General features: G+C 70.0%; 17 protein-coding genes. 12 read left to right on the top strand and 5 right to left on the bottom strand.

Annotated elements, in window-relative coordinates:
• Positions 1-627 (top strand): HNH endonuclease signature motif containing protein (locus ABD798_RS00160; protein WP_344870323.1); only part of this gene is annotated, 627 nt, incomplete at its 5' end.
• Positions 628-784: 157 nt separating this feature from the next.
• Here the strand turns inward: ABD798_RS00160 and ABD798_RS00155 are convergent.
• The gene (locus ABD798_RS00155) at positions 785-1,741 is read right to left on the bottom strand and encodes an alpha/beta hydrolase (protein WP_344870321.1); all 957 of its coding nucleotides are present in this window, start codon (positions 1,739-1,741) and stop codon (positions 785-787) included.
• 76 nt (positions 1,742-1,817) lie between these two features.
• Between ABD798_RS00155 and ABD798_RS00150 the strand changes: the two genes are divergently transcribed.
• The 3 genes from ABD798_RS00150 (at position 1,818) to ABD798_RS00140 (ending at position 4,766) form a co-directional block, all read left to right on the top strand.
• Positions 1,818-2,279, top strand: a complete 462-nt coding sequence (locus ABD798_RS00150; RefSeq protein ID WP_344870320.1) for a DinB family protein — start codon at positions 1,818-1,820, stop codon at positions 2,277-2,279.
• 43 nt (positions 2,280-2,322) lie between these two features.
• Positions 2,323-2,937, top strand: a complete 615-nt coding sequence (locus ABD798_RS00145) for a TetR/AcrR family transcriptional regulator (protein ID WP_344870319.1) — start codon at positions 2,323-2,325, stop codon at positions 2,935-2,937.
• Positions 2,938-3,059: 122 nt separating this feature from the next.
• The gene (locus ABD798_RS00140; protein WP_344870318.1) at positions 3,060-4,766 is read left to right on the top strand and encodes a serine/threonine-protein kinase; all 1,707 of its coding nucleotides are present in this window, start codon (positions 3,060-3,062) and stop codon (positions 4,764-4,766) included.
• A 211-nt stretch (positions 4,767-4,977) separates the two neighbouring features.
• Here ABD798_RS00140 and ABD798_RS00135 read toward each other — a convergent pair whose 3' ends face one another.
• Positions 4,978-5,298: a rhodanese-like domain-containing protein gene (locus ABD798_RS00135; protein ID WP_344870317.1), complete on the bottom strand. Its 321-nt coding sequence runs from the start codon at positions 5,296-5,298 to the stop codon at positions 4,978-4,980.
• Between the two features lie 103 nt (positions 5,299-5,401).
• On the opposite strand from ABD798_RS00135, the gene ABD798_RS00130 reads away from it, so the two are divergent.
• Positions 5,402-5,701 (top strand): DUF1905 domain-containing protein, encoded by a 300-nt coding sequence (locus ABD798_RS00130; RefSeq protein WP_344870316.1) that lies wholly within the window; start codon positions 5,402-5,404, stop codon positions 5,699-5,701.
• 215 nt (positions 5,702-5,916) lie between these two features.
• Here ABD798_RS00130 and ABD798_RS00125 read toward each other — a convergent pair whose 3' ends face one another.
• The 3 genes from ABD798_RS00125 to ABD798_RS00115 are packed head-to-tail and all read right to left on the bottom strand — an operon-like array spanning position 5,917 to position 7,319.
• Positions 5,917-6,330 carry a type III secretion system chaperone family protein gene (locus ABD798_RS00125; protein ID WP_344870315.1) on the bottom strand — a complete coding sequence of 138 codons (414 nt, stop codon included), beginning with the start codon at positions 6,328-6,330 and terminating at the stop codon, positions 5,917-5,919.
• Between the two features lie 9 nt (positions 6,331-6,339).
• Positions 6,340-6,735, bottom strand: a complete 396-nt coding sequence (locus ABD798_RS00120; RefSeq protein ID WP_344870314.1) for a hypothetical protein — start codon at positions 6,733-6,735, stop codon at positions 6,340-6,342.
• Positions 6,729-7,319 (bottom strand): TIGR03086 family metal-binding protein, encoded by a 591-nt coding sequence (locus ABD798_RS00115; RefSeq protein ID WP_344870313.1) that lies wholly within the window; start codon positions 7,317-7,319, stop codon positions 6,729-6,731. Before ABD798_RS00115 ends, ABD798_RS00120 begins: the two co-directional genes overlap by 7 nt.
• Before the next feature lie 78 nt (positions 7,320-7,397).
• Between ABD798_RS00115 and pdxR the strand changes: the two genes are divergently transcribed.
• The 7 genes from pdxR (at position 7,398) to ABD798_RS00080 (ending at position 14,922) form a co-directional block, all read left to right on the top strand.
• Complete coding sequence (gene pdxR, locus ABD798_RS00110; RefSeq protein WP_344870312.1) at positions 7,398-8,777, top strand: MocR-like pyridoxine biosynthesis transcription factor PdxR; 1,380 nt, start codon at positions 7,398-7,400, stop codon at positions 8,775-8,777.
• A gap of 46 nt (positions 8,778-8,823) precedes the next feature.
• Positions 8,824-9,384: an RNA polymerase sigma factor gene (locus tag ABD798_RS00105; protein WP_344870311.1), complete on the top strand. Its 561-nt coding sequence runs from the start codon at positions 8,824-8,826 to the stop codon at positions 9,382-9,384.
• A gap of 67 nt (positions 9,385-9,451) precedes the next feature.
• A complete protein-coding gene (locus ABD798_RS00100; protein WP_344870310.1) occupies positions 9,452-10,453 on the top strand; it encodes a CU044_5270 family protein in 1,002 nt (333 codons plus the stop codon).
• Positions 10,454-10,489: 36 nt separating this feature from the next.
• Complete coding sequence (locus ABD798_RS00095) at positions 10,490-10,876, top strand: LapA family protein (protein WP_425549146.1); 387 nt, start codon at positions 10,490-10,492, stop codon at positions 10,874-10,876.
• A gap of 48 nt (positions 10,877-10,924) precedes the next feature.
• A complete protein-coding gene (locus tag ABD798_RS00090) occupies positions 10,925-12,439 on the top strand; it encodes a zinc-binding metallopeptidase family protein (protein WP_344870308.1) in 1,515 nt (504 codons plus the stop codon).
• 87 nt (positions 12,440-12,526) lie between these two features.
• On the top strand, positions 12,527-13,888 hold the full coding sequence (locus ABD798_RS00085) for a cytochrome P450 (RefSeq protein WP_344870307.1): 1,362 nt from the start codon (positions 12,527-12,529) through the stop codon (positions 13,886-13,888).
• 11 nt (positions 13,889-13,899) lie between these two features.
• Complete coding sequence (locus ABD798_RS00080) at positions 13,900-14,922, top strand: phomopsene synthase (protein ID WP_344870305.1); 1,023 nt, start codon at positions 13,900-13,902, stop codon at positions 14,920-14,922.
• Positions 14,923-14,933: the final 11 nt, after the last annotated feature.

The raw sequence follows: 14,933 nt of genomic DNA, 5'->3' as shown, positions 1-14,933 counted from the left end.
ACCATGACCGCGCATGACACGGCGATGGCCTTCGATCACATCGACCGGATCGCGAAATCTCTGCCGAAGGATGATCGGACGTTGGATCAGAAGCGGGCGGATGTGGCTCGGGATCTGTTGCTGGGCCTCGATACTCCGGCGCCGCAGGGCCAGACGATGGTCTACCTGACGATGCCCGTCACGGCACTGCTCGGTCTCACCGATGACCCGGGCATGCTGGCCGGATACGGACCCATCCCCACGAACGTCGCCCAGGACATCGCCAAGGGCGGCATCTGGAAACGCATCCTCACCGACCCCGCCACCGGCATGGCCGAAGAAGTCAGCGATACCTACCGGCCGTCGCCGAAACAACGCGAACTCATCAACGCCCGGTACCCGCGCTGCACAGCGATCGGGTGCCAGCAGCCGTCACACCGCTGCGATCTTGATCATTGCCGACCGTTCGACGGCACCAACACCACCATCAAGAACCTGCGGCCGAAGTGCCGTCACCACCACACCATGAAGACCCACTCCAACTGGAGGTGCGAAAACCTCGACGACGGCACCCACCGATGGACCACACCAGCGAAGCGCACCTACGACACCGAACTCGAACCCATCGCAGAACCCGCGCCGTTCTAGCGCTGTCCCGCCGGGGTTGGGGTGTCTTCAAGACCACCCAACCCCCACCCCCACCGTCTTCAACGACAGCAAACCCCGCAAGGCCACAGGGTTGCGGTGGTTAACGATGATCAACAGGGGGGTTTGGTGGTCTTGAAGACCAGCCGACCCTCAACGGTTAGGCCTTGCGGAGACGGGCGATGGCGCCGTCGATGTCGCGGACGAGCAGGTGCTCGCGGACGAAGTGGCCGCCGGGCTCCTCGTAGAACTCGTGCGGGATTCCGGCGTTGTGCAACAGGGAACGGAACTCCCGCTGCCCGGCGAGGACCTGGGTCTCGTTGACGGTGTCGAACCAGTTGACCGGATCGGGGCTGGTGCCCGCGACCAGGAAGACGCGCTTGTTGCGGTAGCTCTCGATGCGCTGGCAGGGGTTGTCGGCGGTGACCCTGCCCTCGTCCCACAGCGGAACGCCGTAGATGGAACCGCCGCCGAGGTCGAGCGCGGCCGAGGACAGGTTCGCCCAGTGCGTCACCAAACCTCCGTCGCGGCGCAGGCTGGCGGGGCCGGAGTGGGAACTGACGGAAGCGAAATGGCCGAAGTACTTGGCGGCGTACTTGAGCGCGCCGAAGCCGCCCATGGAGAAACCGGCGACCGCGCGGCCGTCGTACTCGGCGTAGGTGCGGAAGTTCTGCTCGATCCAGGGCAGCAACTGTCCGATGTGGAAGGTCTCCCAGTTGCGGGGCCCGGTGTTGGAGCTGACGGGGTTGGAGTACCACCCGGCGTGACCGCCGTCGGGCATCACGATGATGATCGGCTTGCCTGCGGTGAGCCTGCGGATCTGGAGCCGGTCGAAGGTCATGAAGTCCTGGTCGTGCCCGCCGCCGTGCAACAGGTAGAGCACGGGGTAGCGGCGCCCGCTGCCGTGGTAGCCATCGGGCAGCAGCACGTTCACGGCGGGCTCCCAGCCGATCGCGTCGGTGGCGAAGCGGTAGTACCACATGCGGGGGTCGCGCTCGTCGCGCTGCACGACGCGCAAACCGGGGGCGGCCAGGGCCGTCGGAGCGGCGGCGGCGCCGAGGGCGACGGCGGCGGTGAGACCACCGGCGGCCTTCAACAGACTTCTCCGACTGGGCAAGGTGACCTCCTGGGGCGCGGCGTGAGCGACGCGACCGTAGAGAACCGTTCTGAAATCCCAGTGAAATACTCGGCCGGTGAAGACGACGATCGAAGCGTTCATCGACGAACACCGCGCGCAGCTCAACAACTGCCTGGAGGGGCTGACCGAGGAACAGGCGCGCGCACGGCTGGTGTCCTCGCGCACCACGCTGCTCGGGCTCGTCAAGCACGCCACGTTCGTCGAGAAGGTCTGGTTCGTCGAGGGGATCACCGGCAAGCCCCGCGCCGAACTGGGGCTCCCCGCGACGCCGGACGAGACGTTCGTGCTCACCGACGAGGACACCATCGAGAGCATCCGCCGCGCGCACAGCGAAGCCTGCGAGGTGTCCCGCCGCGCCACCGCTGACCTCACGCTCGACTTCGTGCTGACCGGCAACCGCCGGGGGCCGCTGGCGCTGAGCTGGGTGTACTCGCACGTGCTCCGCGAACTGGCCCAGCACTGCGGCCACGCCGACATCCTCCGCGAGCAGCTTCTCAGTCCACTGAGGACAGACTGAGAGGCTTGGTGTGACGGGAAAATCGGACTACAGTCCTGTCGCTGTGGACGTAGGGGCACTGCCGCGATTCGGTGAGCCGCCGAAGGAACGGGCCGACGCCGCCCGCAACCGGCTGAAGATCCTGGACGCCGCGGCGCGCCTTTTCGCCGAGCACGGCGTCGACGGCGTGTCGATGGACCAGATCGCCGCCGAGGCCAAGGTGGGCAAGGGAACCCTGTTCCGGCGCTTCGGCGACAAGGCGGGCATGGCGGCCGCACTGCTGGACGCGCGCGAGCGCGACCTCCAGGAGGCGATCCTCTCCGGCCCGGAGCCGCTGGGCCCCGGCGCGCCTCCCGGAGACCGCCTGCTCGCCTTCTTCGCCGCCTACGCCGAGTTCCTCGACGCCAACCTGGACCTGGTGCACCTCTCGGAGACCGCGAGTCCCGGGGCCCGCTACCGCATCGGCGCCTACGCCTTCTGGCACCAGCACGTCCGCTTCCTGCTCTCCGAAGCACGCCCGGAGCTGGACGCCGAACACCTCGCCCACGCGTTGATGGCGCCGCTGGCCGCCGACCTCCGGCGAGCCACCACGCGCGCGCTGCCGGCCGAGCGCGTCCATCGCGGCATGGACCAGCTGATCCAGCTCGTCCTCAGCGGAGCCGTGAGCCCCCGCCGGTGATCACGAACGTGCCCTCGTAGCCGCCTGGCTTGGCGTTTGCCAGAGCCTTGGCAAGCTCCTGCAGCGTGCCCGCGGTGGTGCAGTACGGTGCCCCGCACAGCGCGTGACGGGGGAGAACATCGGTGCGTTCGGGGACCGTCGTTGCCGGTCGGTACCGGCTTGAGCAGCACATCGGCGCGGGCGGCATGGGCACGGTCTGGCGCGCGATCGACGAGCACCACGGCCGCGAGGTCGCACTGAAGCAGGCCACGGGGGACGACCGCTCCCGCGACCTGTTGCGACGCGAGGCGACCATCGTGGCCCGGCTCGACCACCCCAACATCGTCTCCTTCCTCGGCGAGGTGCACGACGGCGACGAGTGGTGGCTCGTCATGGAGCACATGCCGTCGGGCAACCTGAGCACGTTGATCCACATCGAGGGCGCGATGCCGTACGAGCGGGTCGCGCGGCTCGGCGCGCAGCTCGCGGACGCGCTGGCCGTGGTGCACGCGAACGACGTGCTGCACCGCGACATCAAGCCGAGCAACGTGCTGATCGACTCCGATGGCACGGTCAAGCTCAGCGACTTCGGCATCTCCCGGGTGCTCGGCACCGAGGCCACCAGGACGCAGAGCGGCCTGGTCGGCGGTACACCCGCGTTCCTCGCGCCCGAGATCGCCAACGGTGAGGAGCCTACGGCCGCCTCCGACGTGTTTTCCCTCGGTGCGACCCTGTTCACCGCAGTGGAGGGCAAGCCGCCTTACGGTGACGCGGAGAACCCGCTCGCGTTGCTGCGCCGGGTCGCGACCGCCCCGGTTCCCGTGGCGGCCAACGCCGGGCCGCTCGCGCCGGTCCTCGCGGAGCTGATGCGTCGTGATCCGGCGGCCCGGCCCGACGCCGACCGCGCGCGGCGGCTCCTGCGGCTGATCGCCGACGGTGAACCCGCCGTGCCGAAGAAGCGCCACCGCTCCCTGTTCGCGGGCCTGGCCGTGGTCGTCGCGGCGGCCGTGCCGTTCCTGTTCCCCGACACCCCGCTGCCGCTCGGGGTGGGAGATCCGAGAACCGCGGATCCGTGCGGGCTGGTGGACGCGAGGGTGCTCGCCCGTTTCGGCGCGGCCACGGTGGATCCCGAGTCCTCCGGGTTCGCCCGCTGCGACGCGTTCGTGCGCGGGAGCGGCAACGTCACCGTGGTGGTGCAGCTCGAACTCTCCAGCCCCTTGGAGGGGACGATCGACGAGGTCGGGTCGATCAGCGTGGCCAGGAGGCCCGTCGAGGACGGCAAGTGCTCGCGGAACGTGGTGTTGCCGGACGAGCACCAGGTCTACGTGGAGGCCCGCCACAACGGCGGTGCGATGCCGGACCTCTGTTCCATCGCCGATACCGCCGCCGACCACGCCGCCACCGTCGCGGCGAGCGCCCAGATCCGGCGTCGGCGCACCCCGTTCGCCGCCGCGTCGCTGGCCTGGGTCGACGCCTGCGAGCTGACTCCGGCCGACGCGCTCGCCAGGGTTCCCGGCGTGGATCCGGCCAAGCGTGAAGTCAAGTTCGGTTCGTGGTGGTGCAGATGGAGGAGCACGGCCAACCGCATGTACGTCGATGTGCTCTTCGGCCAGAGTGACGGGCCGTTCACCGAGGAGAAGGACGGGCGGCACCGCAGGACCGCCTCCGGGCACGACGTCTACCTGAAGGCCGTCGGCGATGGCGACGACGCGGGCTGTGAAGCCAAACTCGTGCACGGCAAGACCGAGGTGGTGCTGCTCTCGGTCACGGGCCAGGACGAGCCGTTCGAGCGGAAGTGCGCGATGGCGACCGCCCTCGCCGAGGCCGCGGCGCCCCGGCTGCCGAAGTAGAGGGACCGCGCGCCGAGGCCGAGAGCGCTGAGCTGTGCTCTCCGGTCACGGTGTCGCCGGGGTTGGGGTGTCTTCAAGACCACCAAACCCCGCTGTTGATCATCGTTAACCGCCGCAAACCCAGCGGTCCTTGTGGGCTTGCTGCCGTTGGAGATGGTGGGGGTGTGGTGGTCTTGAAGACCGGCGAACCTGATGACGTGCGGGACAGGCGCTAGGCCGACTCGGTCGGCAGGCCCGCGCTCACCCAGTCCTGGATGCCCTCGCGGTACTTCCGGACGTTGGTGTAGCCCAGCGCCGTCAGCCGGTCCGCGACCTGGCCGCTGTTCGGGCAGGTCGGGCCGGTGCAGTAGGTGACGATCAGCGCGTCCTCGTCGGGCAGCAGCGCGGACGCGGCCTTGTCGACCTCGGAGAGCACGAGCGGCAGCGCGCCGGGCAGGTGCGCCTGCGCGTAGTAGTCGCCGCCCAGGGTGTCCAGGACGGTGCCGTCCTCGATGGCGGCCCTCAGCTCATCGCGCGAGATCAGCACGGTCATGTCGATACCTCCCAAGTAACCGGACTCCAGTCCGCTGAACCGAACCATACGGACCGCAGTCCGTTTCTGCAAGGCTGTCGGTGCCCGGTGCGATGCTGTGGAGGTGATCGTCGACTTCGAAGCGGAGCTGTGGCTCTGGGACGCCCGGAGTGACCAGAGCTGGACGTTCGTGTCCCTGCCCGAGGACGCCTCAGAGGTGATCCGCGAGGTGACCGCCGGGCCTAGGCGCGGCTTCGGCGCCGTGCGCGTGCAGGTCACGGTGGGCGGCAGCACGTGGCGGACGTCGATCTTCCCGGACGGCGCGCGCGGCTGCTACGTGCTGCCGGTCAAACGCGCCATCCGGAAGGCCGAAGGCATCGACACCGGCGACGTCACCCCGGTGCGGGTGGAACTGATCCAGTAGGGCGAGGGCCTGTCCTGTAAGTGGTTGAGCTGCGTATTCCGGTCACGGTGCCGCTGGGGGTCGGGGTGTCTTCAAGACCACCAAACCCCCCTGTTGATCATCGCCAACCGCCGCAAACCCAGCAGCCTCGCGAGGTTTGCCGTCGTTGAAGACCGCTGGGGCAGGGGTGTGTAGGTCTTGAAGACCGCCGAACCCGGCGACTTGCAGGACAGGCCCTAGTAGTCGTCGCCGCCGACGAACTTCTCCTCCAGCTCGTCAGCGGTGCCGACGACGAGCTGGAGCGGGTCGTCGAACTCGTTGGGGTCGAGGTTCTCCAGCGGCAGCGAGTGCCGCACCACCACGTGCTCGCCGATGATCGCCGCGCCGCCCGCGACCGTGGTGTGCCCGACCTCTTCCAGGAAGCGCTTGAGGTCGATCTCCGAGACGAGCCCGCACGGGGAGACGATCTGCACCCACTCGTGCTTGCCGTCGAGGATCTCGCGGTGGATCACCACCACCTGCTCGCGCTCGTCACCCATGCCGTCGAACTGCGATTCGAAGCGGTGGAGGATGCGCAGCTCCCCGTCTTCCTCACTGATCACCCGGTATGCGGCCTTGACGTACCGAACCAGGTCAACCCACGTCGCCATTGATCAAGACTAGGGCTGCGAGGGCGTGGAGATCAGCCACCGTTGGGCATCGCGCCAAATGTCAGCCTGATCGTGGCCGTCCGTCCACCACCGCGTCGCCCGCACAGCGGCCGAGCGGCCGTGCTCGCGCATCACCGCGACGTGCGCGGGCAGGCGGACGAAGCCGTGCATCGCCTCCTCGTTCGCCCACAGCGACACCGAGCCGACGCGCCGGGACAACGGCGCCGCCCACAGCCACATGCCGACGGCGCCGTCCAGGCGCGGCCACTCGCGGCGCAGCTCGAAGGCCGCGCGGGCGATGCCGGGCAGGCGCAGGAACGTGGAGCTGGTGAACTCGGTGACGCTGACGAGAACCGGACCGCCGGAGCCGCTCGCGGGCCCTGCGCGCCAGCTCGATCTCAGCATCCAGGCCGCCACTCCGGCGACCGGCCGAGCAACGCGAGCAGGTGATCGCGCGGCGAGACACCCTCCGGCACGGGGACGCGCTGACCGAATCCGGTGCCGGGGCCACGGTCGGAGTCGGGCACCTTCTCCGCGACGCGGAGCCCGGCGGCGACGACCTCAGCGTCGGGTTCCCAAGGCACACCAATGGTTTTCGCGACGTCCCACGCGTGGGCGACGAAGTCGACGAAGTGGAAGGAGATCGCGACGCGGCCCGGGAACTCGATGCCCTCGCGCACCTCCGGCAGCGTGAACCGCCGTTCCAGCACGGCATCGTCGGCGAAGGCCGTGGTGACCGCGACCGCCGAGGCCGCGTAGGCGCGGTACGGGTTATCGCCGAGGTCTCCGCGCCGCCACACCATCAGCGGCCCGCCGTTCCCGCGCGCGGCGGCGGCGAAGCCCTGGTTCTGGCTGACGAGGTGGCGGAGCAGGCCGTGCAGCGTCCAGTCGGGGCAGGGCGTGGGCAGCTCCAGCTGGTCGGGCTTGACGTGCTTGACGATCTCCCCGGCGAGGGCCAGGGCGCGGCGGTCGAGTTCGCGGATGTCCATGCGGCGAGCCTAGGAACGGGATCGGCCCAATGCGAGATCCAATATCCGCGAACTCCACTGGGCCAATACCCTGGCGGTGTGGACGTGCACATCAGCCTCGACGGGCGCCGTGACCTGGCCGGACAGATTTACCGGCAGCTCCGCGCCGCGATCCTGGAGGGCCGGTTGCGGCCGGAGGACGCGCTGCCACCGACGCGCGAGCTGGCCCGGCACCTCTCGGTCGCCCGCAACACGGTGAGCGTCGCCTACGACCGCCTGATGGGCGAGGGCTACCTGACCGGCCGCGCCGGCTCCGGCACGTTCGTCAGCTCCGCCGGAGCTCCCGCGCACACGGTCACCCCGGGCTCGGCGTTGCGTCCCAGGCCGCTGTGGGCCTCGATCGTCCCGTGGCCCGATCGCGACAACACAGACGTCCGCTACGACTTCCGCGTCGGTGTGCCGGACACGGAGCTGTTCCCGCACGAGAGCTGGCGGAGGTTGCTCGCGCGCGAAGAACCCGTGCACGGCTACGGGAATCCGGCCGGGCACGCGGGGCTGCGCGCGGCGATCGCCCGGCACATCGGCGTTTCACGCGCTGTGCGGACCGGACCGGGCGACATCGTTGTGACAAGCGGGATTCAGCAGGCGCTCGACCTGATCTGTCGCGTGATGCTCGAACCCGGTGATCGGATCGCGGTCGAGGACCCTGGCTATCCGCCCGCGCAGTTGCTGTTCCAGTCGCTCGGCGCGGAGGTCGTGCGCGTTCCCGTCGACGAGGAAGGGCTGTGCGTCGACGCGCTGCCCGATGACGCGCGCGTGGTCTACGTGACGCCGTCGCACCAGTTTCCCCTTGGTGTGCCCATGTCTTTGCGGCGGCGCACCGCGCTGCTCGACTGGGCGAGGCGCAACCAGGCGCTGATCATCGAGGACGACTATGACACCGAGTTCCGCTACGGCGGCCGTCCGATCGAGCCGTTGCAGAACCTCGACAGTTCCGGGCACGTGGTCTACGTGGGCTCGTTCTCCAAGGTCATGCTGCCGTCGCTGCGGATCGGTTTCCTGGTCGCGCCCGCGCCGCTGCGCCGAGCTCTGCGAGCTGCCAAGTACGTCAGCGACTGGGCCGCTCCGATGGCCGCGCAGGCCGCGCTCGCGCGCTTCATCGACGAGGGGCTGCTGGCCCGGCACATCCGCCGGATGCGGCGTGAATACCAAGCGCGCCACGAACTCCTGACCACCAGCCTGCCCGCTGGGCTCACCCTGATCCCCTGCTCGGCGGGGCTGCACGTGACCGCGCTCGCCGACGAGGACCCGGCTCCGGCGGTGGCGCGGATGCGCGCGGAGGGCGTGGGGATCATGACGCTCGCCGAGTGCTCCAGGAGCGCCTCCGCCCGCCCCGGGCTCGTCTTCGGCTACGGCGCTGTCACCCAGGAGGGCATCGCGCGGGGGCTTGACCAGGTGCGGGCCTGTTTGGCGAGATGAGCGCAACGCTGCGAGCCACTGCGGTCAATCAGGATGCGTGCACAGGATGAGTGATCTCGACGGGCTGCCCGCGCTGGCGGACTTGTACGACGAGCACGCGCGGCAGCTGCACGGCTACCTGGCTCGGCGCGTCGGTCCCGACGCCGCCGACGACCTGGTCGCCGACACGTTCCTGCTGCTGTGGGAGCACCGGCAGCGCTACGACCCGACGAGGGCCAGCCCGAAGTCGTGGCTGTACGGGCTGGCCACCAACGTGCTGCGCGGGCACACCCGCACCGAGGTGCGGCGGTTGCGTGCGCTCGCGCGGCACGGTGGACGCCGGGTCGAAGCAGGCGAGCTGAGCAACCGCGTGGTGGACATCGCCGACGCCCGGCACCTCGCGGGCCGGTTGGCCAAGGCGGTTGCCGCGCTGCGCGTGGAGGAGCGCGACGCGCTGCTGATGGTCGCGTGGGCCGACATGACCCCCGCCGAGATCTCCGAAGTGCTCGACGTGCCGGTTGGCACCGTCCGCAGCTGGCTGCACAGGGCCAGGAAGAAGCTCAACGGGCTCGTGGACGGCGCTGCCTTGGGAATCAGTGACGAGCAGGAGGCAAGTCGCCATGCATGACAACGCTGATCGAACCGATGATCGAGTCGACTCCGCGGTGCGGGAACTCGCACCTGACGTGCCCCCGATGTCGCAGCACGCCTTCGAGGCCGGGCGCGCGCGGGTCCTCGCCGGTCCCGCCGCCCAGCAACAGCAGCGAACTTCGCGCCGGTGGCTCGCGGCGGCCGCGGGCGTGACCGCGTTGACCTTGGGCACGGTCGGCGCGCTGAACCTCGGCGGCGGCGCACCACCGGCCAACGCCGAGGCCGTCGCCGTGCTGACCAGTGCGGCGGACGCGACCACGAGCACCAAGGCCGCTCCTGGCGAGCCCGGCCAGTTCCGCTACATCAAGAAGGTCGAGTCGAAGTGGTTCGGCGTGGTGCTCAACGGGGCGATGTCGGCCAACTGCTGGTACCGCCAGGAACGCACCGAGGAGACCTGGATCCCTGCCGACTGGAAGCAGGAATGGCAGCGCCGCGTCGCGGTCACCGAGCCTCTGGAGACGCGCTCCTGCACAGCGGAGCAGGCCAAGAACGCGCCCTACGGTTCCACCGAGATCCCGTGGGAGGCCCGCGCGAAGAACGGCGACTTCCCGCCGCCGAAGTTCCGGCGCGGCCCCGGCCTCGGCGCCAAGGTGGGCCCCGAGACGCTGACTCCTTCCTCCGAGCCCGCCAAGGAGCTGCCGCCCTCGTTGTACCGCCCGACGCCGGAGTACCTCGCGAAGCTCCCGCGCGACCCACAGCGGCTGTTCGTGGTGCTCCGCGACTCCACGTGTCTGGCGGACGCGTGCGCGATGCACGCGGCACGCAGCGCGCTCAGCACCGGGCAGATCCCGGACGACCTGCGCGCCGCGATGTACCGGGCGGTGGCGAAGATCCCCGGCGCGACGGTCGGCAACCGCCAGGACAACCTCGGCGGGCGGGTCGGCACCGCGATCAGGATCACCGAGCCCAGCAGGACCCTCGACCTGATCATCGATCCGAAGACCGGCGACTACATCGGCGACCGGACCGTGCTCGACGGCGAGCTGCACGAGTTCAGCTCCGTGGTCACCGGTGTCACCGACGCGATCGGAACCGCTCCGCGCTGACGTGCGAGAGGCCTGGGGTGCACTGATACTGCACGCGTGAGCACTCCCAGTGACGACCGCGTGTCTGATCAGATCCCCACCGACCACATCCCCACCGAACCCGTCCCCGTCCCGGGGCCCGTCGCACCTCCGGTGCCGGGGCCCGGGACGAGCGCGTCCAGCCCGTCCGGCAGAGCCCGACCGACCCGGATCAGCGGTACCTGGGTGGCCGTGGTCGTGGCTATCGTCGTGCTCATCTTCCTGTTGGTGTTCATCCTGCAGAACCTGACCGACGTGACGATCCACTTCCTCGGCGCGTCCTTCACCTGGCCCCTCGGCGTTTCGCTGCTGTTCGCCGCGATCGGCGGCGCGGCGCTGGTGGCCCTGGTCGGCGCGGCCCGAATCCTCCAGTTGCGTCGTCAAGCGAAGCGAGCGCCGCACTAGAGCTTCGCCCTGCTCGGTGGGCGCTCACCCGCCGAGCAAGGAGGAGCCATGCCGAAACGGCTGTTGGCCGTGCTGTGCGCGCTGATGGTGACCGGCACGACGCCGGTCCCCCGCGCTGACGCCCAGGATTTCGCGCCCTGTCCGCAGGTTGTCGACGAACGCCGGTTCGCAGGCGCGGGGGCCTTGCGCGCGATGAACGCGACGGTCGCGGGCTTCGGGCTGAGGTCGACCGGCAGTCCCGCGCACCGCCGGGTGGTGGACTGGCTGGAGCAGCGGGTGCGACGCATGCCCGGCTTCACCACGAAGTCGGAGGAACTGCGCATCCAGCGCTGGCAACCCCGGGGCGGCGACATCGTCGGAGCCGGTTCGCTGAGCGCGGGCGGGCGCCCGGTCGCGGTGGCGGGAGCGATCCCGTACTCCTTGTCCACCAAAGGAAAAGGCCCGCTGACCTATCTGCCGAGGACCTCGCCGATCACAGTGGAGAACGCGCGCGGCAAGGTGGTCCTGCGCGACTTCCCCACCGTGGACCGGGGCTACACGGCCGAGCCGGAGCTGAACCGCGATCTCATCGACGCGGGTGTTGCGGGGGCGGCCGGGCTGATCATCGCCTTCGACTTCCCGCGTGCGCAGGTGAAGGGCTACTGGGACCCGCACACCGGCACGCACTACCGCGTGCCCGGCGTGTTCGTCGGCGTCGACGAGGCCGAGCGGCTGAAGGGACTTTTGGGAAGCCAGGCAAGCGTTTCCGTCCGCGCGAAGACTGACGGGGCGAGCACGCGGACGCTGATCGCCACGCTGCCGGGGCAGAGCGCGGAACGCGTGGTGATCGGCACCAACACCGATGGCACCACGTGGGTGCAGGAGAACGGGACTGTCGCGATGCTGGCGCTGGCCGACTACTTCTCCAGACTCCCGATTCGCTGCCGCACGCGCACGATCGAATTCGTGTTCGCAACGGGCCACCTGCACCGCTCCGTCGAGGGCACCGAACACCGGGCACGCATCCTGGACGAGGAGTACGACCAAGGCACCGTCGCCTACGCAATGGTCCTCGAACACCTTGGTACACGGGAGATCCAGGCGTCACCGCGCGCGAACGGCGCAGGACGCGAACTGCGCTTCACCGGAGCCGCCGAGGAGTCCGCGTGGTTCGTCGGCAACCAGGTGCTCGACGACGCGGTGAGCCAGGCGGTCGCGCGGCGTTCCGTGCAGCGCACGTCCGTGATCCCAGGCGCTGATCCGGCTGATCCCGCGCGCGTGCCGCAGCACTGTTCGTTCGGCGGGCTCGGCACGCACTACCAGAGCCACCTGATCCCCACCGTGGCGGCGATCTCCGGGCCGTGGTCGCTGTGGGCACCGTCGTTCAGGGCCTCGGCGGTGGACCACGCGCGCATGCGGGAGCAGGTGCTGGCGGCCGGGGACACCGTGCTCGCGCTCAACGGCGTGTCCCGCGATCGGATCGCCGGCGACTACCCAGCGCAACGGAAGGCTCGCGCAGGTGGAGCCCACACTTGCGCGCACGAGCTCCCACCGGAGTACGCTCCGCTACGCCCATTCGGGTGAATACCATCCAGGTGGGCTCCCATTGCTCTCATTGAGTGAGCAACGATCGCCACGCTGACCTGGGGGTCAGAGCAGGGAGTGGCACTGATGAGCAGCACAACTCGGAGCACCGGGGTCGCCGTGGCGGGCACCGCGCCCGGCGCGCTCCCCTTGGTGGGGCACGCGGTCGCGCTGCTGCGCGACCCGTTGCGCTTCATCGCGTCGTTACCGGCGCACGGGGACCTCGTCTCGGTCCGCTTCGGGCCGCTGCGCGCGATCGTGGTGTGCGATCCGGAACTGGCGCACCAGGTGATCACCAACGAGAAGGTCTTCGACAAGACCGGGCCGCTGTGGCGACGCGCCCGCGAGGTCGAGGGCGAAGGCGTGATCACCACCGTGCGCGCCGAGCACCGCAGGCAGCGGCGGATGGTCCAGCCCGCCTTCCACCGGGCCCGGATGCCGCACTACGCCGAGATCATGAACGAGGTGCTCGCCGAGGAGACCGCGTCGTGGCGGCACGGGCAGGTGCTGCCGGTGTCCCCGTTCACGCTGCGCTTCACCTCGGAGACCACCGCCCGCGTCATGTTCACCGAGGCCTCGGACCCGGAGGCGGTCGCGGGCATCCGCGTCGCACTCCCCGACCTGGTGCGCGGGGTGTTCCGGCGGATGCTCAGCCCCGCCGTGGTCAACTGGCTGCCGCTGCCCGCCAACCGCTCGTTCGTCCGCGCGCGGCGGCAGCTCCAGGACAGCATCCACCAGTTGATCACCGGCTACCGCAGCACAGACGAGAAGCGCGACGACATGATGGCCGTGCTGCTCGCCGCGCAGGACGTCGAGAACGGCGTCGCCGACGCTCCCGACGACGCGGAGATGGCCGCGATGGTGACCGGCCTGTTCCTGGCCGGGACCGAGACCACCGCCTCCAGCGGGAGCTGGGCCATGCGCATGCTCGCCGAGCACCCGGACGTGCAGGCGCGGGTGCAGCGGGAGGTAGACACCGTTCTGGGTGACCGCGCGCCCACCTACGAGGACCTGATCCACCTGCCTTACACCCGCGCCGTGGTGACCGAGACGCTGCGGCTCTACCCGCCCGCGTGGCTGCTGGCCAGGGGCACCACGAGCAGGACCACGCTCGGCGGGCACACCATCCCCGCCGGGGCGAACGTGATCTACAGCGCGTACCTGGTCCAACGGCTGGCGCGGGTGTATCCGGAGCCGGACCGCTTCGACCCCGACCGGTGGCTCAACGCGACCTCGGGCTGCCCCGGCTCGTTCCTCGTCTTCGGCGAGGGGGCGCGCAAGTGCGCCGGTGACACCTTCGCCCTCACGCAGCTGATGATCGTCGTGGCCGGGCTGGCGCGGCGGTGGGAGCTGCGGACCGTGCCCGGCCCGAGCAAGGGTCCGAGACCGCGCGCCGTGCTGCATCCGCGAGACCTGAAACTACAGCTGGTCAGCCGGGGAGCCGTGTGACGATCGCACCTGTGTCACCGACCATCACCGTGCAGCTGCCGCCCATGTACTTCCCGGCTGCGCTGAAGACGCACCCGCGCATCGACGTGCTCGAAGAGCGCGGGCTCGCGTGGATGGCCCGCTACGGCTTCTGCGCGGACCCGGTGCAGGAGACGCGCGTCCGCGACAGCCGCTCCGCACACTTCTTCGGCTACCTGTGCCCGATGGCCGACGTGGAGCGCCTGCAACCCGCGGTCGACTGGGCGTACCTGATGTTCGTCTTCGACGACGTGCCCAGCGACGGCGATCCCGGCTCGATGCTGGACTTCGCCGTCCGGATCGTGCGGACCCTCGAAGCACCCGACGCGAACGTGCTGCCACGCGACAACCCGTTCACCGCGCCCATCACCGACCTCGCGGCCCGCGTGCACCGCTCCTGCTCCCCCGAGCACGTGCGGCGGCTGGCCGACAGCCACCTGAAGTGGTTGCTCGGCGCCGCGTGGGAGATCTCGGCCGCGAAGCGCTCGGAGCAGAGCCTCAACGACTACCTGTCCGCGCGCGTGATGTACGCGGGGGCGGAGCCGACGTTCACGTGGTGCCAGCTCTCCGAGGCCGCCGTGGTGTCGGAGCGCGAGATCACCTCGCCGAGGGTGCGGGCGCTCACCGAGATGACCGGTGTGGTCGCGGCGATCGACAACGACCTGTACTCGCGCGGCAAGGACCTGTGGGTGATGCGCTCGCAGCCCGATTTCGTCGGCATCCACCAGACCGGCCTCGAGCTCGCGGAGTGCGTCGCGCTGCGCGATCGGATCGTTGCGCGGTTCTTCGAGCTGCGCAACGAGGTGCTGCCGACCGCGTCTCCCCCGCTCGCGCGCTACCTGCACAACCTGACGTGCACGCTGCGCGGGAACTTCGAGTGGGGCTTGGAGACCGGCCGCTACTCCAACCCCGACGGCGGCCACCCCGGAGCCATCCAAACGTTGGCCGCCGTCTCCGACGCCCCCTCCGCCGTCGGTCCGCCCGGCCTGCCCTCCGTCGACTGGTGGTGGCGGTGACTGTCGGGGAG

This window comes from Allokutzneria multivorans (genome assembly GCF_039537405.1).
GTDB classification, from domain to species: Bacteria; Actinomycetota; Actinomycetes; order Mycobacteriales; family Pseudonocardiaceae; genus Allokutzneria; species Allokutzneria multivorans.
This window is presented reverse-complemented; position numbering and strand designations above follow the sequence as displayed.